This window comes from Microbacterium ginsengisoli (assembly GCF_000956535.1).
GTDB classification, from domain to species: domain Bacteria; phylum Actinomycetota; class Actinomycetes; order Actinomycetales; family Microbacteriaceae; genus Microbacterium; species Microbacterium ginsengisoli.
In genome coordinates this window covers 55,943-74,045 of record NZ_JYIY01000080.1, presented here as the reverse complement: position 1 = coordinate 74,045, position 18,103 = coordinate 55,943, and the positions used below count along the sequence as shown (strand labels likewise).

The 18,103-nt window shown below is 71.5% G+C and carries 17 protein-coding genes; 7 read left to right on the top strand and 10 right to left on the bottom strand.

Features of this window, described 5'->3' with window-relative positions; genetic code table 11:
• Positions 1 to 26: 26 nt before the first annotated feature.
• The 3 genes from RR49_RS15735 to rsmA are packed head-to-tail and all read right to left on the bottom strand — an operon-like array spanning position 27 to position 2,874.
• The gene (locus RR49_RS15735; protein ID WP_045248726.1) at positions 27 to 965 is read right to left on the bottom strand and encodes a 4-(cytidine 5'-diphospho)-2-C-methyl-D-erythritol kinase; all 939 of its coding nucleotides are present in this window, start codon (positions 963 to 965) and stop codon (positions 27 to 29) included.
• Complete coding sequence (locus tag RR49_RS15740; RefSeq protein ID WP_045248644.1) at positions 953 to 2,020, bottom strand: aldo/keto reductase; 1,068 nt, start codon at positions 2,018 to 2,020, stop codon at positions 953 to 955. Before RR49_RS15740 ends, RR49_RS15735 begins: the two co-directional genes overlap by 13 nt.
• Positions 2,017 to 2,874, bottom strand: coding sequence for a 16S rRNA (adenine(1518)-N(6)/adenine(1519)-N(6))-dimethyltransferase RsmA (gene rsmA, locus RR49_RS13630; RefSeq protein WP_045248643.1), 858 nt, complete (start codon positions 2,872 to 2,874; stop codon positions 2,017 to 2,019). The genes RR49_RS15740 and rsmA overlap by 4 nt, the downstream gene beginning before the upstream one ends.
• Before the next feature lie 67 nt (positions 2,875 to 2,941).
• On the opposite strand from rsmA, the gene RR49_RS13625 reads away from it, so the two are divergent.
• Complete coding sequence (locus tag RR49_RS13625) at positions 2,942 to 4,387, top strand: sugar porter family MFS transporter (RefSeq protein ID WP_045248642.1); 1,446 nt, start codon at positions 2,942 to 2,944, stop codon at positions 4,385 to 4,387.
• Between the two features lie 34 nt (positions 4,388 to 4,421).
• Here RR49_RS13625 and RR49_RS13620 read toward each other — a convergent pair whose 3' ends face one another.
• Positions 4,422 to 4,697 carry an ArsR/SmtB family transcription factor gene (locus RR49_RS13620; RefSeq protein WP_342666965.1) on the bottom strand — a complete coding sequence of 92 codons (276 nt, stop codon included), beginning with the start codon at positions 4,695 to 4,697 and terminating at the stop codon, positions 4,422 to 4,424.
• 3 nt (positions 4,698 to 4,700) lie between these two features.
• Between RR49_RS13620 and RR49_RS16010 the strand changes: the two genes are divergently transcribed.
• Positions 4,701 to 5,309: an ABC transporter ATP-binding protein gene (locus RR49_RS16010; protein WP_048808813.1), complete on the top strand. Its 609-nt coding sequence runs from the start codon at positions 4,701 to 4,703 to the stop codon at positions 5,307 to 5,309.
• Positions 5,234 to 5,863 carry an AAA-associated domain-containing protein gene (locus tag RR49_RS16015; protein WP_211255167.1) on the top strand — a complete coding sequence of 210 codons (630 nt, stop codon included), beginning with the start codon at positions 5,234 to 5,236 and terminating at the stop codon, positions 5,861 to 5,863. The genes RR49_RS16010 and RR49_RS16015 overlap by 76 nt, the downstream gene beginning before the upstream one ends.
• Positions 5,864 to 5,900: 37 nt before the next feature.
• Here RR49_RS16015 and RR49_RS13610 read toward each other — a convergent pair whose 3' ends face one another.
• From RR49_RS13610 to rsmI, 3 genes are read right to left on the bottom strand one after another with little or no spacing between them, the layout of a single operon-like run.
• On the bottom strand, positions 5,901 to 6,794 hold the full coding sequence (locus tag RR49_RS13610; RefSeq protein WP_045248641.1) for a TatD family hydrolase: 894 nt from the start codon (positions 6,792 to 6,794) through the stop codon (positions 5,901 to 5,903).
• Complete coding sequence (gene metG, locus RR49_RS13605; protein WP_045248640.1) at positions 6,791 to 8,365, bottom strand: methionine--tRNA ligase; 1,575 nt, start codon at positions 8,363 to 8,365, stop codon at positions 6,791 to 6,793. The genes RR49_RS13610 and metG overlap by 4 nt, the downstream gene beginning before the upstream one ends.
• Positions 8,366 to 8,417: 52 nt before the next feature.
• Complete coding sequence (gene rsmI, locus RR49_RS13600) at positions 8,418 to 9,236, bottom strand: 16S rRNA (cytidine(1402)-2'-O)-methyltransferase (protein ID WP_045248639.1); 819 nt, start codon at positions 9,234 to 9,236, stop codon at positions 8,418 to 8,420.
• A 23-nt stretch (positions 9,237 to 9,259) separates the two neighbouring features.
• Between rsmI and RR49_RS13595 the strand changes: the two genes are divergently transcribed.
• Positions 9,260 to 10,801, top strand: coding sequence for a dolichyl-phosphate-mannose--protein mannosyltransferase (locus RR49_RS13595; protein ID WP_045248638.1), 1,542 nt, complete (start codon positions 9,260 to 9,262; stop codon positions 10,799 to 10,801).
• Positions 10,802 to 10,861: 60 nt separating this feature from the next.
• On the opposite strand, the gene RR49_RS13590 is transcribed toward RR49_RS13595, so the two are convergent.
• The 3 genes from RR49_RS13590 to RR49_RS13580 form a co-directional block, all read right to left on the bottom strand.
• Positions 10,862 to 11,110, bottom strand: coding sequence for a three-helix bundle dimerization domain-containing protein (locus RR49_RS13590; RefSeq protein WP_045248637.1), 249 nt, complete (start codon positions 11,108 to 11,110; stop codon positions 10,862 to 10,864).
• Positions 11,111 to 11,208: 98 nt separating this feature from the next.
• Positions 11,209 to 11,736 carry a MarR family winged helix-turn-helix transcriptional regulator gene (locus RR49_RS13585; protein ID WP_045248636.1) on the bottom strand — a complete coding sequence of 176 codons (528 nt, stop codon included), beginning with the start codon at positions 11,734 to 11,736 and terminating at the stop codon, positions 11,209 to 11,211.
• Between the two features lie 29 nt (positions 11,737 to 11,765).
• Entirely contained in the window at positions 11,766 to 12,152 is a 387-nt protein-coding gene (locus RR49_RS13580) for a DUF7882 family protein (RefSeq protein WP_048808811.1), read from the bottom strand.
• 93 nt (positions 12,153 to 12,245) lie between these two features.
• Between RR49_RS13580 and RR49_RS13575 the strand changes: the two genes are divergently transcribed.
• Genes RR49_RS13575 through RR49_RS13565 form a run of 3 tightly spaced genes read left to right on the top strand, consistent with a single transcriptional unit; the run spans position 12,246 to position 18,026 of the window.
• Positions 12,246 to 12,740 carry a MarR family transcriptional regulator gene (locus RR49_RS13575; protein WP_048808810.1) on the top strand — a complete coding sequence of 165 codons (495 nt, stop codon included), beginning with the start codon at positions 12,246 to 12,248 and terminating at the stop codon, positions 12,738 to 12,740.
• A gap of 12 nt (positions 12,741 to 12,752) precedes the next feature.
• Positions 12,753 to 16,667 carry an ATP-dependent RNA helicase HrpA gene (hrpA, locus tag RR49_RS13570; RefSeq protein WP_045248635.1) on the top strand — a complete coding sequence of 1,305 codons (3,915 nt, stop codon included), beginning with the start codon at positions 12,753 to 12,755 and terminating at the stop codon, positions 16,665 to 16,667.
• A gap of 54 nt (positions 16,668 to 16,721) precedes the next feature.
• Complete coding sequence (locus RR49_RS13565) at positions 16,722 to 18,026, top strand: O-acetylhomoserine aminocarboxypropyltransferase/cysteine synthase family protein (protein ID WP_045248634.1); 1,305 nt, start codon at positions 16,722 to 16,724, stop codon at positions 18,024 to 18,026.
• The last annotated feature ends 77 nt before the right edge of the window (positions 18,027 to 18,103 follow it).

Genomic DNA, 18,103 nt, shown 5'->3' with positions numbered 1-18,103 from the left:
CTCCTCCAGCGGCGCGGTGCGCCCGATCAGTCGTCGTGGATGACGCGTGCCCCCGGCACCGGGCCGTGCACGTGGTGCGCGACGTGCCCGGCGGCCGAGAGCCCGATCTGCAGGTCGATGGCGGCCTCGGGGCCCGCCGCGAGGAACGCGACCGTGGGACCCGAACCCGAGACGATCCCTTCGAGGGCGCCGGCGGCGCGACCCGTCTCGAGCAGGTCGGCGAGGTCGGGTCGCAGCGCGAGCGCGGCCTGCTGCAGATCATTGCGAAGGCTCGCGGCGAGCATGTGCGCATCGCCCGCGCGCAGCGCATGCAGAACGGCGTCATCGACCATCGGCCGACGCGCGGGCACGATGTCGAGCGAGGCGTCGTCGCGGTGCGCGTCGAGGGCGGCGAACACGGCCGGAGTCGACAGGCCGTCCTCGCTCGTGACGATCACCCAGTCGAAACGCCCGCGCGCCAGGGCAGGACTCAGGTCGTCGCCGCGCCCCAGCCCGATCGCCGTGCCGCCGGTGAGCGCGAACGGCACGTCGGCACCGAGTTCGGCCGCCAGCTCCCGCAGCCGGATCGGCGAGATACCGGTTCCCCACAGCGCGTCGCACGCGACGAGGGCGGCTGCGGCATCCGCGGATCCTCCGCCCATCCCACCTGCGACGGGCACACCCTTGACGATGCGCAGGTGCACGCCCGCGTCGATGCCCGCCTCGTCCGCGACCAGCTGCGCGGCGCGCACGGCGAGGTTGCGGGCGTCGAGTGGGACGCCCGCGACATCCACCGATCCGGTGACCTCGATCGTCAGGTCGTCCGACGCCGAGGCCCACACGTCCTCGTACGCGGAGACGGCCTGGTACGCCGAGGCGACGTCGTGGTACCCGTCGGCGCCGAGCGCGCCGACCTCGAAGAAGAGGTTGATCTTGCCCGGGGCGCGCACGTGCACCGTCGGGGCGGGGAGGATCACAGCTTCGATGATTCCGCCCACAGGTTGACGTCGATGACATCCGACAGCGCGTCGATGCGCTCGAGCTCGTCGGTGTCGAAGGCCGGTCCGGTGAGGGCGGCCAGGTTCTCGTCGAGCTGCTCGATGCTGGAGGCCCCCATGAGCGCCGAGCACACGGTGGGCTCGCGCAGCACCCACTGGATCGCCATCTGCGCGAGCGTCTGACCGCGCTCCTTCGCGATCGTGTTCAGTGATCGCAGCGACGCGATCGCCTGGTGCGACAGCGCCCGGTCGGGCAGGCTGTCGCGCGGCTGCGAGCGCTTGGCCTTGCCGTCGCCGAGGTACTTGCCGGTCAGGAGCCCCTGGGCGAGCGGCGTGAAGGCGATAGCCGACATGCCCTCTTCGGCGAGGACGCCCGTCAGACCGTCCTCGATCCACCGGTTGAGGATCGAGTAGGCGGGCTGATGGATGATCAGCGGCGTGCCGAGGCTGCGGGCCACCGCCGCGGCGACCGCGGTGCGCTCCGCGGAGTACGACGAGATGCCCACGTAGAGCGCCTTGCCCTGGCGCACGAGCGTGTCGAGCGCGCCGATGGTCTCCTCGACGGGAGTGTCGGGATCGACCCGGTGGGAGTAGAAGATGTCGACGTAGTCGAGCCCGAGCCTCGTCAGCGACTGATCGGCGCTCGCGAGAATGTACTTGCGGCTGCCGAGGTCGCCGTGCGGCCCGGGCCACATGTCCCACCCCGCCTTGGACGACACGACCAGCTCGTCCCGGTAGGGCTTGAAGTCCTCGCGCAGCATGCGTCCGAAGTTGGTCTCCGCGGCGCCGTAGGGAGGACCGTAGTTGTTGGCCAGGTCGAAGTGGATGATGCCGCGGTCGAAGGCGTGCCGGAGGATGCCGCGCTGCGTGTCGAAGGCGACGTTGTCGCCGAAGTTCCACCACAGGCCGAGCGAGATCGGCGGGAGGTAGAGACCGGATGTCCCGACCTGACGGTACTCGGTGAGGTCGTACCGATCCGGGGCCGCCGTGTAGGGCCGGTGGATGTCGGGGACGGAGGGTCGGATACGCGGCTCTGTGCTCACCCGCCCAGGCTAGCCGCCGCGCGGGCGATGCGCAGGTAGTCCTCGACGGTGAGGTCCTCACCGCGGGCGGTGGGGGCGACATCCGCGCTCTCGAGCAGCGCACTGGCCGCCGCGGACGACCCGCCGAGCACCCCGGAGAGCGCCTGCCGCAGCATCTTGCGGCGCTGTTGGAAGGCCGCGTCGACGATGCGGAACGTCGTCTGCCGCTCGGCCTCGGTGCCTCGCGCCGCGTGCGCGCGGGCGAATCCCACGAGCACGCTGTCGACATTGGGCACGGGCCAGAACACCATGCGCGACACCGTGCCGACCAGGCGCCAGTCGCCGTACCACGACGCCTTGACGCTGGGGGCGCCGTAGACCTTGGAACCCGGCCCCGCGGCGAGCCGCTCGCCGACTTCGGCCTGCACCATCACGACGCCGCGGTCGAGACGCGGGAAGGTCTCCATGAAGTGGAGCAGCACGGGCACGGACACGTTGTACGGCAGATTCGCGACGAGCACCGTCGGCTCCCCCGGCAGCGAGGTGATCGTGAGCGCGTCGGCGTCGACCACGGTGAGGGCACCGTCCTCGACACCGTGGTCGGCGGCGGTCTGCGGAAGTCGCGCGGCGAGGCGGTGGTCGATCTCGACCGCGGTCACCCGGGCGCCGGTCTCCAAGATCGCGAGCGTCAGCGACCCGAGCCCCGGGCCGACCTCGACGACGCGGTCGTCGGCCGTGACGGATGCCGCGGCCACGATCTTGCGCACGGTGCCGGGGTCGTGCACGAAGTTCTGGCCGAGCTTCTTCGTCGGGGTGACGTCGAGCTCGGCGGCGAGGGCGCGGATCTCGGCCGCGCCGAGCAGATGCACGGTCACCCCCTCACCCTAACGAGGCGCGGAGTCAACCCCGACCCGCCCCTCCGGGCGCCACTAGGGTGGTGCGGTGAGCACTGGAACGATCCCCGCCGACGCCTTCTCTCTGCGCAGCCCCTTCGGGCGACGGGCGGTGGGGCTGTCGGTCGCGGCGGCCGTCGGAGGTTTCCTGTTCGGCTTCGACTCGTCGGTCATCAACGGCGCGGTCGACTCGATCGGCGGGCACTTCTCCCTCGGCTCGGCACTGACGGGCTTCGTCGTCGCGGTGGCGCTCCTCGGGTGCGCCGTCGGCGCGATGATCGCCGGCTCGCTCTCCGATCGCTGGGGGCGCCTGCGCGTCATGCTGCTCGGCGCCGGCCTGTTCTTCGTCTCCTCGATCGGCGCGGGCCTCACCTTCAGCGTTCCCGACCTGATCCTGTGGCGCGTGGTGAGCGGCCTCGGCATCGGCATCGCCTCTGTCGTCGCGCCGGCCTATATCGCCGAGATCGCACCGCGTCAGATCCGCGGATCGCTGGCGTCGCTGCAGCAGCTCGCGATCACGCTCGGCATCTTCGGGGCACTGCTGTCCGACGCGCTGCTCGCGACGTGGGCCGATGGCGCCGCGAACACGCTCTGGCTCGGCCTGGAGGCCTGGCGCTGGATGTTCATCGTCGGGGTGATCCCCTCGGCGGTCTACGGGATCCTGGCTCTCACCCTCCCCGAGTCCCCGCGCTTCCTTCTCGCCGCCGGCCGCACCGACGAGGCGCGCGCGATCTTCGCCCGCCTCGTGCCGCCGGCCGACCTGGAGCAGACCCTGCGCGAGCTGACGAACGCGATCAGCGCGGACCGCACCACCAAGAAGGCGTCGCTGCGCGGACACGTGCTCGGACTTCAGCCGATCGTCTGGGTGGGCATCATCCTGTCGGTGTTCCAGCAGTTCGTCGGCATCAACGTGATCTTCTACTACTCGACGACGCTGTGGCGCGCGGTCGGGTTCACCGAGGGTGACTCGCTGGTCATCAGCGTCATCACCTCGGTCACGAACGTCGTCGTCACCCTGGTCGCGATCTTCCTCGTCGACCGGGTGGGCCGAAAGCCCATCCTGCTGGTCGGCTCGGTGCTGATGACCCTGTCGCTGGGCATCATGGCGCTCGCGTTCACCTTCTCGGTCACGGTGAACGGCGAGGTGTCCCTCCCGGGCGCCTGGGGCCCGATCGCGCTCGTCGCCGCGAATCTGTTCGTCATCGGGTTCGGCGCGTCGTGGGGCCCGCTCGTGTGGGTGCTGCTGGGCGAGATCTTCCCGAGCCGCATCCGCGGTCGCGCGCTCGGCGTCGCGGCCGCGGCGCAGTGGATCGCGAACTTCGTCATCACGGTCTCGTTCCCCTCGATGTCGGCGTGGTCGCTGCCGCTCACCTACGGCATGTACGCCGTGTTCGCGGCCCTCTCCTTCGTCTACGTGCTGCTGAAGGTGCCGGAGACCAAGGGCATGGAGCTCGAGAAGACCGAGACGCTGTTCGTGGCGGCACCCAAGAGGTGACGGATGCCGCGGCCCGGTGCCGTCCGGTTCGCGGTCACGCCCGCACGAAGCGCGGCTGGCGCGGTGGGCGCCGAGGGTCCGGGGGCGCGGCGAGCGTGCCGTCGGGCGCGATGTGGTCGAGCATCGCCGCGACCACCGCGACGATGTGCGGATCGTCGACCCGATAGAGCTGCCGGCGTCCCTGCCGGCGTGCGCTGACGACACCGGCGGCGCGCAGCTTCGCGAGCTGCTGGCTCGTCGCGGGGATCGTCGCCCCGGTGCGCTCAGCGAGGGTCGTGACATCCGATTCGTCGTCCGAGAGCAGCCACACCAGGTGCAGGCGGCCCGGAACCGACAGGAGGTCGAACGTGTCGGCGGCCGCGGCGAGCTGCGCTACCGCGGCCGGCCGATCAACGGTGCGAACCCGGGCGTCGGGATGGTGTTCCAGTCGTTCGCGCTCATGCCGTGGCTGACCGTGCAGGGCAACGTCGAGCTGGGACTGGCCGCCCGCTCGGTGTCGGCCGCGGAGCGCCGTCAGCGCGCCCTCGACGCGATCGACCTGATCGGTCTGGACGGCTTCGAGTCGGCGTACCCGCGCGAGCTCTCCGGCGGCATGCGCCAGCGCGTGGGGAGCGCGCGCGCCCTGGTGCTGCGCCCGGACGCGCTGCTCATGGATGAGCCCTTCTCGGCTCTCGACGTGCTCACCGCCGAGAACCTGCGCAACGAGGTGATGTCGCTGTGGGCGCAGCCCGACTTCCCGACGAAGTCGGTCTGCATCGTGACCCACAACATCGAGGAGGCGGTGCTCATGGCCGACCGCGTCTTCGTCCTCGGCTCGACCCCGGGCACGTGCGCGCCGAGGTCGAGGTGCCGCTCCCCCGCCCGCGCGACCGGCGGCATCCGCTCTTCGCCCAGACCGTCGATCGGCTCTACGCCCTGCTGACCGGCACCGGCCCCGGTGCTCCCGGCACGGCGGCCGCGCCTGTCGCCGCCACTCCGCTCAGCGCGCCGCTGCCCGACGTGTCCGTGGGCGGGCTCGCCGGCCTCGTCGAGATCGTGCACTCGCACAACGGCCAGACCGACCTGCCCGACCTCGCCGACGAGCTGTCCTTCGAGGTCGACGACCTCCTTCCCCTCGTCGACGCGGCCGCCCTGCTCGGGTTCATCGAGGTCGACGGGGCGCAGCTCTTCCTCACCGAGGACGGTCGCGCCTGGGGACGCGCGGACATCCAGGAGTCGAAGAAGCTGTTCGCACGCCTCAGCGCGGCCCACGCCCCGCTCGTGCGCACGATCCTCACAGCGCTCGAGAACAGCGACGACGGCGCCCTGCGCGACGACTTCTTCCTCGACCTGCTGCGACGCGGCTTCTCGGGGGCGGACGCGCGGGTGCAGCTGGACATCGCGATCCAGTGGGGTCGCTACGCGGAGCTCTTCGACTACGACGCCGACTCGGGCGAGCTCGTGCTCGGCGAGGTCGCCGCCGCGTTCGGGGTGTGACCCCGACCGAGCGGCGCACCGCTGTTGCGGAGCCGGTTCAGAACTCGCCGTAGACGGCGAGCGTGTTCGCCGCGAGCTGTGCGCACAGCTCGTCGAGGTCGGTCTCGAGCGTCTCGGCCATGAACCGCACGGTCAGCGGCACGAGGTACGGGGCGTTCGGGCGACCGCGGTAGGGCGCGGGCGTGAGGAACGGGGCATCCGTCTCGACCAGGATGCGATCGCGCGGCGCCACGCGGAGGGCGTCGCGCAGGTTCTCGGCGTTCTTGAACGTGACGTTGCCCGCGAAGCTCAGCCAGTAGCCGCGGTCGGTCGCGACCCGCGCCATGTCGGCGTCGCCGGAGAAGCAGTGGAACACGGTCTTCTCCGGGGCGCCCACACGGTCGAGGGTGTCGAAGACGGCCTGGTGTGCGTCGCGGTCGTGGATCTGCATGGCGATGCGGTGTCGCTTCGCGATCGCGATGTGCGCCTCGAAGCTCTCGACCTGGGCCGCGATGCCGTCCTCGCCGGTGCGGAAGAAGTCGAGTCCGGTCTCGCCGACCGCGCGCACTCGGGGCTGGGCGGCGAGGGCGTCGATGACCTCGATCGCCTCAGCAAGGCGTCCGGCGGCGGCGTACTCGGGCGCCTCGTTCGGGTGCAGGGCGACGGCGGCGAGCACCCGGCGGTCCTGCTCAGCAGCCCACGCACACCACTGCGACGACTCGATGTCGCCGCCCACCTGCACGACGCCGGCGATGCCGACGGCCTCGGCCCGGTCGAGCTGCTCGACGAGCGTCAGCGGGGAGTCGCCGTCGGCGATCTCGAGGTGCGTGTGGTTGTCGTAGACGGCGACGGCGAGGGGTTCCGGCGCGTCGGGATAGCGCAGGTCCTTGCGCCCGTCGGCCGTGCGCTCGCGCACGTACTGGCTGGGATCGCTCGGAACCTGCGCGCTCACGCGGTCTCGACCCGCGGGAAGAGAGGAGCCAGCCCGTTGACCGATGTGCCGGGACGAAGGATGCCCCAGCTCCCCGCCGCGCGCAGCGGCTGGTCGACCAGGCGCCCCAGGCTCTCCGCGGCGCCGAGTGCGATCCAGAGCTTCTCTGTCGCGATCGGGGTGACCGGGCTCAGCAGCACGGCGAGGGCCCGCAGCCCCTCGGCTGCCGTGTAGAGCACGGTGCCGAGCCGCTCGCGGTCGCCGTCCTCCTTGGCGAGCACCCAGGGCTCGTTCTCGGTGATGTAGCCGTTGAGGGCGTCGACGATGGTCCAGATCGCGGCGATCGCCTCATCGATGCGGAACCGCTCGATGGCCGCATCGGCGTTCGCCGCGGCATCCGCCACGATCTTCTGGATCTCGAGATCGCCCTCCGCATACGCGGCCGGCGGCGGCACGATGCCCTCGACGTAGCGCTCGATCATCGCGATCGTGCGGGAGGCGAGGTTGCCGAAACCGTTGGCGAGCTCGGCCTGGTAGCGGGCGGAGAGGTCCTCCCACGAGAACGAGCCGTCCTGGCCGAACGCGATCGCCGACAGGAAGTAGAAGCGGTACGCGTCGGAGCCGAACGTGTCGGTGATCTCGGTCGGCGCGATGCCGGTGAGCTTCGACTTCGACATCTTCTCGCCGCCGACGAGCAGCCAGCCGTGCGCGAACACGCCGCGCGGAACCTCGAGACCCGCCGCGAGCAGCATCGCCGGCCAGATGACCGCGTGGAAGCGCAGGATGTCCTTGCCGACCACGTGGAACGCCGGCCACCGGCGCTCGAACTGGGTCTCGTCGGCGCCGTAGCCGACGGCGGTCGCGTAGTTCAGCAGCGCGTCGACCCACACGTAGATGACGTGGGTGTCGTCCCACGGCACCTTGATGCCCCAGTCGAACGCGGAGCGCGAGATCGACAGGTCCTTCAGGCCCGAGCGCACGAAGGAGATGACCTCGTTGCGCGCCGACTCGGGACGGATGAAGTCGGGGTTGTCCTTGTAGAGCTTCAGCAGGGGCTCGGTGAACTCGCTGAGCTTGAAGAAGTAGTTCTTCTCCTGCAGCAGCTCGAGCGGCTTGGAGTGGATCGCGCAGACCTTCAGACCCTCGAACGGACCGGTGCCGTCGACGATCTCACTCTCGGGCTTGAACTCCTCGCAGCCCACGCAGTACAGCGCCTCGTACTCGCCGGCGTAGATGTAGCCGCGGTCGTAGATGGCCTGCACGAAACGCTTGACGCCCTCCTCATGCCGCTCCTGGGTGGTGCGGATGAAGTCGTCGTTCGAGACGTCCAGCGTCGTCAGCAGCGGGAACCACGCCTCGCCGACCAGCTTGTCGACCCACTCCTGCGGGGTGACGCCGTTGGCGGCCGCGGCGCGCAGCATCTTCTGCCCGTGCTCGTCGGTTCCCGTCAGCATCCAGGTGTCATCGCCCGCCTGGCGGTGCCAGCGGGCAAGGGTGTCCACCGCGACGGTCGTGTACCCGTGGCCGATGTGCGGCACATCGCTCGGGTAGTAGATCGGCGTCGTGATGTAGAAGGAGGAACCGGACGTCACCCATAGATTCTAGAAGGGCCGGATGCCCCTCCTCGCCGTTGTGACGGCCTCTTCAGCCGCGGCGCGCGAGGGCCGCTTGGTACAGGTCGCGGGAGGCGAGTCCCGTCTCGGCGGCGACGGCGGTCGCGGCATCCTTCAATCGGGTTCCCGCCCGGTCGAGCTCGACCACCCGCGCGACGGCGCCGTCGAGGGAGACGGAGACCGGCACCGCACCCGCGACCACCACGACGCACTCCCCGCGCACGCCCGCCTCCGCCCAGGCGGAGAGCTCGGCGAGGCCGCCGCGTACGACCTCCTCGTGCAGCTTCGTGAGCTCGCGGCACACGGCCGCGCGGCGGTCTCCGCCGAACGCCGCGCCCATGTCGGCGAGCGTCGCAGCCAGGCGGGTCGGCGCCTCGAAGAACACCATCGTGCGGCGCTCGCCGGCGAGCGCGCCGAACGCCGACGCCCGCTCCCCGCTCTTTCGCGGCACGAAGCCTTCGAAGGTGAACCGATCGGTCGGGAGGCCGGCGAGCGCGAGGGCGGTGACGACGGCGGACGGACCGGGGATGACGGTGAGCTCGACGCCCTGTGCGACGGCCTCGGCGACCACGGCGTAGCCCGGGTCACTCACTGTCGGCATACCCGCGTCGCTGAGCAGCACGACCTCTCGGGTCGCGGCGAGCGCCGCGACCTCGGCGGCCTTCTGCTTCTCGTTGTGGTCGTGCACCGCGATCAGCCGCGGGCGGTTCTCGATGCCGAGGCCGGCGAGCAGGCGCTGGGCGGTGCGGGTGTCCTCGGCGCAGATGACCTCGGCGGCCTCGAGCACTTCTCGCAGCCGCGTCGACGCGTCGCCGAGGTTGCCGATCGGAGTCGCCGCGAGCTTCAACACCGCCCCAGCATAGGCTGGTGCCCGTGAGCCGCACCGCGCCGCCCCTCCTCGAGAACGCACCCCTCTCCCGCTACGACCGGTGGGCGATGCGCGTGCGCGCCGATGCCGCCCTGCAGCGTCGGATCTCGTGGCTGGCGCCGCTGCTGGTGACCCTCCTCGCGGCCGTGCTGCGCTTCTGGAACCTGCAGAACCCGCACGCGATCGTCTTCGACGAGACCTACTACGTCAAGGACGCATGGAGCCAGTGGAACCTGGGCTACCCCGCCAACTGGCCCGCCAATGCGAACGGCGCGTTCGAGCAGGGCGTGACCGACGACTACGAGACGTCCGGCAGCTTCGTCGTGCATCCTCCGCTCGGCAAGTGGATCATCGGACTCGGCATGTGGATCTTCGGCCCGGCGTCGTCGTTCGGCTGGCGATTCTCGGTCGCGCTGCTCGGCACGGCCACCGTGCTGCTGGTCTACCTCGTCACGAAGGCGCTCACCCGGTCGGTGGCCGCGGCCACGATCGCGTCGCTGCTGATGGCGATCGACGGGCTCGCGATCGTGATGAGCCGGGTGGCGCTCCTCGACGGCATCCTCACCTTTTTCGTGATCCTCGCGTTCTGGTTCGTCCTCCTCGACCGCGCGTGGTGCGATCGCCGGTTGGGCGCCCGGGACCCCGACCGGCCGAGCGCGTGGGGCCGGCTGCTCTGGAACCGCCCGTGGCTGCTCGCGGCCGGTGCCGCAGCGGGCGCGGCGACGGCCGTGAAGTGGTCGGGGCTGTACGTCATCGCCGCGCTCGGTGTCTACGTGGTCATCTCCGACGCGGTCGCCCGGTGGCGTCTCGGCATCCGGATGTGGCACCTCGACGCCGTGCGGCAGGGGCTCTGGTCTGCGGTGCTGATGCTGCCTGTCGCCCTCGTCGTCTACGTCGTCTCGTGGACGGGGTGGCTCGTGACGGCCGGCGGCTACGACCGGCAGTACTCGGGCGCGCCGCCTGCGGGGCTCGCCGCCCTCCTGCCGCAGCCGCTGCAGAACCTGTGGGTGTACCACGGCGCGATGTACGGCTTCAACGTGAACCTGCACACCCCGCACAGCTATCAGAGCCCGGCCTGGGAGTGGCCGCTGCTCATCCGCCCCACCTCGATGTACTGGGAGCAGGGGGCGAACGGCGTGCAGGCGATCTCGAGCATCCCGAACCCGCTCATCTGGTGGGCGGGAATCGCCGCCGCGATCTATCTGCTGGTGCGGTTCGTCCGGAGACCGGATGCGGCGGCGGGCTTCGTGCTCGTCGGGATCATCGCGACGTATGTGCCGTGGCTGCTCTACCCCGACCGCACGATCTTCCAGTTCTACACGATCGTGATGCTGCCCTTCCTCGTCATCGCGGTCGCTCTGGCCGCGCGCGACATCGCGGGCGGTCCGGATGCCTCTCCCGCCCGGCGACGCTCGGGGCAGGGCGTGGTCCTCGTCTTCCTCGGGGTCGCCGTCGTGCTGTCGGCCTTCTGGTACCCGGTGTGGACGGCCATGCCGGTGCCCTACGACTTCTGGCGCCTGCACAACTGGATGCAGAGCTGGATCTGACCCGGCACGGATGAACCCGCGGGGCTCGACGCGGGTGGATCGGATGTCGCGGCGCGACCGTCAGGCGACGGCGCCGTCGGCCGCGTCGTCTTCGCGGAGCGAGAGCACCTCGTCGGCACCGTTCTCCACGGCGACGGGGATGGCGACTGGGCGCCCGCCCGTGAACGCGTCGTGCTCGCGCGCCAGAACGGCCTCGATCTCGGTGCGGGACCTCGCCGGGTGGCGGTCGAGGAGCCGATCGACGCTGCCCGCGTAGGAGGTGAGCTCGTAACCGTCCACGACGAACGGCAGCTCGGAATCGGGGGTCACGCTGTCATCCTCCCAGCCCGCCGGTCGCGGGTCGAATGTCCGTCGGGTAGGAAACTGGATTGGCTACACGCCTCGTGAACGACCCTCGGGCCGCGTTCTCAGCGTCGCGCGCCCGCGTGGGCTCCCGGCTGCACCTGATCGACCGCCGCCTGCAGGCGGGCGAGCGTGTCGAGCACCACGAGGGTGTCGTCGGGGCTGAGGTCGATGACCGCGTCGAGCATGCGGTCGTGCATGTCACCGAGGGTGCGACGCACCTCGTCGTCGCTCTCCGCGGTCGGCACGACGTAGATGCTGCGGCGATCACTCTCATGGCGTTCCCGCCGCACATGGTTCGAGCGCTCGAGTCGGTCGATGATCGCGGTGACCGCGGCGGTCGAAGTGCCGAGGTAGCGGGACAGCTCACCGGGCGAGACCGAACGGCCCTCCTGCTGGGCCTTGAGCAGGTAGCGCAGCACGAGCAGGTCGTTCTCGCCCATCGACATCGCCTCGCGCGTGCGACGACGCATGGCGACCTCGGCGGCGCGGTAGAGACGGAACGCCTGCAGCAGGTGGACGGCCCGCGCGCGACGCGCGTCCTCCGTGTCGGCGTACCAGTACCCGCTGTCGTCGAACTCGGTGGTGGGCATGCTCCGATGATAGAGGCGAGGGATGCGTCTCACCCGGCGACGCGCATCTCGCGTGGCGCGTCGTCGTGGGGCGCGAGCTGGTTCATGGTGCGCAGGTGCTTGCGCTCGAGGTATGACGCCGCCTCGGCCTCCGGCATCACCGTCAGAGTGCCGGTCGAGTCCTCGCTCTCGCCCATCGCCTGGATCCAGAGCCGGTTGAGCGAGGGCATCCTGCTGCCGGCGGCGATGAACTGCAGCGGGATGGCCGGCGACACCCAGAGGTTGCGCCGCGATCCGAGGCCGGGTTCATCCACCGGCATGCTCACCATGAACGATTCCCCGCGTCGCAGACGGGTGGCGACGGCGAGTCGCAGGTGCTCGAGGGTGCGGTCGTCGACCTGGATGCCGCCCCCGTTGCCGTAGAACATGGTGCCCATGAGTCATCCTTTCGTTCGCTGGCTGAGTATCTCACTAGATTAGCTAAATCAGCAAACCATCGCGGGTAGACTGCTCCGCGAGGAGGCGGCGACGTGAGCGCGTACACGACGGACCCCGAGCGACTGCTGCGCTCGCTCGCGGGTATGCAGCGCGCACTCGGCGACGCGGAGCGCGACGTGCGGCGGCGCCTCGGGCTCGGCGGACGCGACCTCGATCTCGTGCGGCTGCTGCTCGACGCGGAGGAGGCGCGGCACGCTGTCACCCCGAGCGAGGTGGCCCGCACCCTCGACGCATCGAGCGCGGCAGCGACGGCCATCATCGACCGGCTCGAGAACACCGGGCTGCTCCGCCGCGCGGCGCATCCGAGCGACCGGCGCAGCATCGTGCTGGAACCCACCATCCCCGCCGACTCCCCCGTGCGAAAGGTGCTGCGCGCCGCGCACGAGCACCAGCTCGAGGCCGCGGCCAGCCTCTCGGACGTCGAGCGCGACGCCCTCGCCCGCGCACTCGACGGCTTCGTCGCTGCACTGAACGAAGGCGTGGTCGACGACGACGACCCCGCCGGCGGCGGGCGTCCCCGCCGGTAGGATGTGACGGCCATGCCCCCCGCGCAGCCCGTCATCGTCTACCCGGCCGAGCTGCCCGTCAGTGCCGCGCGGGACGAGATCGCCACAGCGATCCGCGACCACCAGGTCGTCATCGTCGCGGGCGCGACCGGTTCCGGCAAGACCACCCAGCTGCCGAAGATCTGCCTCGAGCTCGGCCGCGAGAGCATCGCCCACACGCAGCCCCGCCGGCTCGCGGCGCGGACGATCGCCGAACGCATCGCGCAGGAGCTGCGGGTCGAGGTCGGCGGTCTCGTCGGATACAAGGTGCGCTTCACCGACCAGGTGACCGATGAGACCCGCATCGCGCTCGTCACCGACGGCATCCTGCTCAACGAGATCCACCGCGACCGGCTGCTGCGCCGCTACGACACGATCATCATCGACGAGGCGCACGAGCGCTCGCTCAACATCGACTTCCTGCTCGGCTACCTGCGACGCATCCTCCCGCAGCGTCCCGACCTGAAGGTCATCGTGACGTCGGCGACGATCGACCCCGAGAGCTTCGCGCGTCATTTTTCGGATGCCGCGGGCTCCCCCGCGCCCGTCATCGAGGTGTCCGGCCGCACCTACCCGGTCGAGGTGCGGTACCGCCCTCTCGTCGCCGAGCTCCCCGACGATGCGGACGATGCCGACGACGAGGATGCGGCCTCTCCCCCCGGCGACGCCGACGAGGTGTCCGCGATCGTGGCGGCATTGCGCGAGCTCGATGCCGAGCCCCGCGGCGACGTGCTCGTGTTCCTCCCCGGCGAGGCGGAGATCCGCGATGCGGCCGATGCCGTGCGCGCCGCCTTCGCGAGCGACCGCTCGCCGACCGAGGTGCTGCCGTTGTACGGGCGTCTGTCGGCCGCGGAGCAGCACCGGGTGTTCGAGCCGTCGACCGTCGCAGGACTCCGACGCCGCGTCATCCTCTCGACCAACGTCGCCGAGACGAGCCTCACCGTTCCGGGCATCCGCTACGTCGTCGACACCGGCACCGCCCGCATCTCGCGCTACAGCGCCCGCTCGAAGGTGCAGCGCCTGCCGATCGAGGCGATCTCGCAGGCGTCGGCGCAGCAGCGCTCGGGCCGCGCGGGCCGCACGGCGCCGGGCGTCGCCATCCGGCTCTACGCGGAGGCCGACTTCGACCGCCGGCCCGAGTTCACCGAACCCGAGGTGCTGCGCACCTCGCTCGCGTCGGTCGTGCTGCAGATGCTGGCGCTCGGCTTCGGCGACATCGCCGAGTTCCCGTTCCTCACCCCGCCGGACTCCCGCGGGGTCACGGCGGCGGTCGACCTGCTCGTCGAGCTCGGTGCCGTGACCCGGTCCCGCGACGGCATCCGTCTCACGAAGGTCGGCACCCGGCTCTCCCGCCTCCCGATCGACCCGCGCTTCGCCCGCATGCTCATCGAGGCGGAGCGCACCGGCGTCGTCGCCGACGTGCTGCCGATCGTCGCGGGCCTGTCGATCCAGGATGTCCGCGAACGCCCCGAGGAGCGCCGCGAGGAGGCCGACCGGCAGCACGCCCGCTTCACCGACCCGACGAGCGACTTCCTCACGCTCCTGAACCTCTGGCGCCACCTGCGGGCCCAGCAGTCCGCGCTCGGCTCGAGCGCGTTCCGCCGCGCGTGCCGCGCCGAGTTCTTGAACTACGTGCGGGTGCGCGAGTGGTTCGACGTGCACCGGCAGCTGAGCGCCCAGATCGGCGGGACGCACAGGACGACGGATGCCGCGGCCGACCCGGTGGCTGTGCACACGGCCATCCTCGCGGGGCTCCTGTCCCACATCGGCATCCGTGACGACCGGCTCGCCGGCTCCGCACCGCCGAAGGGACGCCGCCCGGCGGCCGAGTACCGCGGGGCGCGGGGGGCGCGCTTCGCGATCTTCCCCGGCTCGGGCGTGAGGGCCAAGGCTCCCGACGCGGTCATGGCGGCCGAGCTGGTCGAGACGAGCAGGCTGTACGCCCGCACGGCCGCGGCGATCGATCCCGCCTGGGCGGAGGCCCTCGCGGGCGACCTCGCGAAACGTCAGCTCAGCGACCCGCACTGGTCGAAAGATGCCGGCGCCGCCGTCGCAGCCGAGAAGGTGACGCTGTTCGGGGTCGAGATCATCCCGCGCCGCCGGGTGCAGCTGGCCCGGTTCGATCGGGACCTCGCCCGGGAGCTCTTCGTGCGGCACGCGCTCGTCGAGGAGGACTGGGACCCGACACGCCTGGGCAAGACGCTCACCGCCTTCGCTCGACGCAACCTCGACCTGCGACGCCGACTCGAGAAGGTCGAAGAGCGCGAGCGTCGACGCGACATCCTCGCCGGCGACGAGGCGGTGTTCGCGTTCTACGACGCCCGCATCCCGCGCGACGTGTTCGACCTGCGCTCGTTCGAGACGTGGTGGAAGGATGCCGCGTCCCGCACCCCGCACCTGCTCGACCTGCGCGAGGACGACCTGCTCGACGGGTCCGGCACGGCCGCCGCCGGCGACTTCCCCGCGCGGTGGACGCAGGGCGACCAGGTGCTGCAGCTCGCCTACCGCTTCGAGCCGGGCGCTCCCGACGACGGCGTGACGGCGATCGTGCCGCTCGCCCTGCTCGCCTCGCTCCAGCCCGCGGGCTTCGACTGGCAGGTGCCCGGGATGCGCGACGAGCTGATCGCGGCCCTCATCCGTGCCCTCCCCAAGGTCATCCGCCGCCACGTCGTACCGGCCGCCGACTTCGCCGCGCGGTTCGCCGAGGAGATCGCCGCCGACGCCCCCGAACATCACGACGGACTCCCGGCGCGCTCCCTCGCCGAGGCGCTCGCCGACCGCATCCGACGCGTCGCCAGCCAGCCGGTGTCGGGCGCCGACTTCGAGCTCGACCGCGTGCCCGCCCACCTCGCCGTGTCGTTCCGCGTCGTCGACGATCGCGGCCGCGCGGTCGGCAGCGGACGCGACCTCGCCGACCTGCAGTCCCGCCTCGCCGACCGCGCGCGCTCCTCGGTCGCGCGATCCCTCGCGCGCGGGCCACAGGCCGCGGCATCCGCACCCGTTCCCGGGCCCCGCCAGACGGGGCCCGTCGCGGGCGGCTTCGTCGAACGCGCCGGTCTCACCGACTTCGACCTCGACGTCCTGCCCGAGCTCGTCGACAGCCGGGTCGCCGGTGGCACGGTGCGCGGCTACCCCGCGCTCGTCGATGAGGGCGAGAGCGTGGCGCTGCGCATCCAGGCGACCCCGGAGGCCGCCGCCCGCGCCACGCGTGACGGTGTGCGGCGCCTGCTGCTGCTCGCCGTACCTTCCCCCGCCGCCTACGTGCTCGAGCACCTCACCGCCACCGAGAAGCTCGCCCTTGCCGCATCGCCCTACCCGAGCGCCCGGGCGCTCGTCGAGGATGCCCGCGGCGCCGTCGCCGACGCCGTGATCGCGCGGCACCCCGGCGGCATCCGCACCCGCGAGGCCTTCACCGCCGCGCGCGACGCGTTCTCGTCCGAGGTGACCGATGCGCTGTTCGCCGCCGTCTCGCTCACCGCGCGCATCCTCGTGCTCGCGCGCGACGTGGAGCGGGCGCTCAAGGCGCAGACGTCGATCACCCTCATCGCCCCGCTCGCCGATGTGCGCGGCCAGCTGGCCGGCCTCGTGCACCCCGGGTTCGTCTCGGCGACCGGCCTCGACCGTCTCGCCCACCTCCCCCGCTACCTCCAGGGGTCTCTCGACCGCCTCGCCGCCCTCGGCGACAACCCCGGCCGCGACCGGCAGCGCCAGACCGAGTTCGAGCGCGCGGCAACCGCCTACGCCGACGCGGGCGGCACGCTACCGCTGCCGCCCGGAGCGCCGGCCCCGCTCGTGCGGGCGCGGTGGCTGCTCGAGGAGCTGCGGGTGAGCCTGTTCGCCCAGCGCCTCGGCACGGCCGAGTCGGTCTCTCTCCCGCGCATCGTCAAAGCCCTCGCCGGCGACTCCTGACACGCGCGGACACACGAAGGTGCGGCACAAAGATCGAGCCGCGACAATGAGCGCATGACGCTCCCCGAACGCTCGCTCGCGACGGCCCAGGTGCAGGCGGGCTACGACCCGCGCACCGAGGTGCACACCGCCGTGCCGCCGATCTACCAGTCCGCCGCGTTCGCGTTCTCCTCGCTCGCCGAAGCGCGTGACCTGTTCGCACTGCGCAAGAACGGCGACATCTACTCGCGCGCTGCGAACCCCACCGTTCTCGTGCTCGAGGAGCGCATCGCCGCTCTCGAGGGCGGCATCGCTGCCGCAGGCGTCGCCTCGGGACAGGCCGCGGTCGCTCTCTCCCTCCTCGCCCTCGTGCACCAGGGACAGCACATCGTCGCCGCCAGCCAGCTCTACGGCGGCACCGTCGACCTGCTGCACGACACGTTCCCCGACTGGGGCATCGAGGTGACGTTCGTCGACCAGGACGACATCGACGCCTGGCGCGCGGCCATCCGTCCGACGACGCGCGTGCTGTTCGCGGAGTCGGTCGCGAACCCCCTCGCCCAGGTGCTGCGGGTGAGCGAGGTCGCCGAGGTCGCCCACGCGGCGGGGCTTCCGCTCGTGATCGACAACACCGTGGCGACCCCGGCCCTGCAGCGCCCGAAGGAATTCGGCGCCGACATCGTCGTGCACTCGGCGACGAAGTTCCTCGGCGGTCACGGCTCGACCCTCGGCGGCGTGATCGTCGACCTCGGCACGTTCGACTTCACGGCGCACCCCGAGCGCTGGCCGCAGCTGACCGCGCCCTACGCGCGCACCGGCGGCGGCAGCCTCGTCGAACGGTTTGGCGAGCGGGGGTCGCCCTTCATCGCACTGATCAAGACGAAGTACGTGCACGACCTCGGTCCGACGCTGTCGGCGACGAGCGCCTTCCAGCTGCTGCAGGGCGTCGAGACCCTCGACCTGAGGCTCGGCCGGCACAGCGAGAGCGCCGAGAAGGTCGCGTCCACCCTCGCCGACCACCCACGCATCGCGAAGGTGCACCATCCATCGCTCCCCGACAGCCCGTGGCACGCGGCGGCCCTCGCGTACCTTCCGCGGGGTGCGGCATCCGTGTTCTCCGTCGACCTCGTCTCGACCGGGGACGCCGACGGCGACTTCGCCCTCGTCGAGCAGTTCGTCGAGCGGCTGCGGCTGCTGCGGCTCGTCGCGAACATCGGCGACGCGCGCAGCATGGTCGCCCACCCGGCGTCCATGACCCACAGCCACCTGACGCCCGACCAGCGAGCCGTGGCGGGCATCTCCGAGACCACCGTGCGACTGTCGATCGGCCTCGAGGATCCCGACGAGATCATCGCCGACCTGGTGCAGGCGCTCGGCTGAGACCCGACCGCCGCGGCGACGCGGGCCCGGCCGGGCGGCCGCGCAGCCTCCGGCGCGATCCCGCCGCCGGCTTCGAC

What these genes read in the sequence shown, in the direction of transcription:
- RR49_RS13585 (WP_045248636.1), bottom strand. Translation starts at nt 11,736, where the DNA reads ATGCCCACCACCGAGTTCGACGACAGCGGGTACTGGTACGCCGACACG.
- RR49_RS13580 (WP_048808811.1), bottom strand. Translation starts at nt 12,152, where the DNA reads ATGGGCACCATGTTCTACGGCAACGGGGGCGGCATCCAGGTCGACGAC.
- hrpA (WP_045248635.1), top strand. Translation starts at nt 12,753, where the DNA reads ATGCCCCCCGCGCAGCCCGTCATCGTCTACCCGGCCGAGCTGCCCGTC.
- RR49_RS13565 (WP_045248634.1), top strand. Translation starts at nt 16,722, where the DNA reads ATGACGCTCCCCGAACGCTCGCTCGCGACGGCCCAGGTGCAGGCGGGC.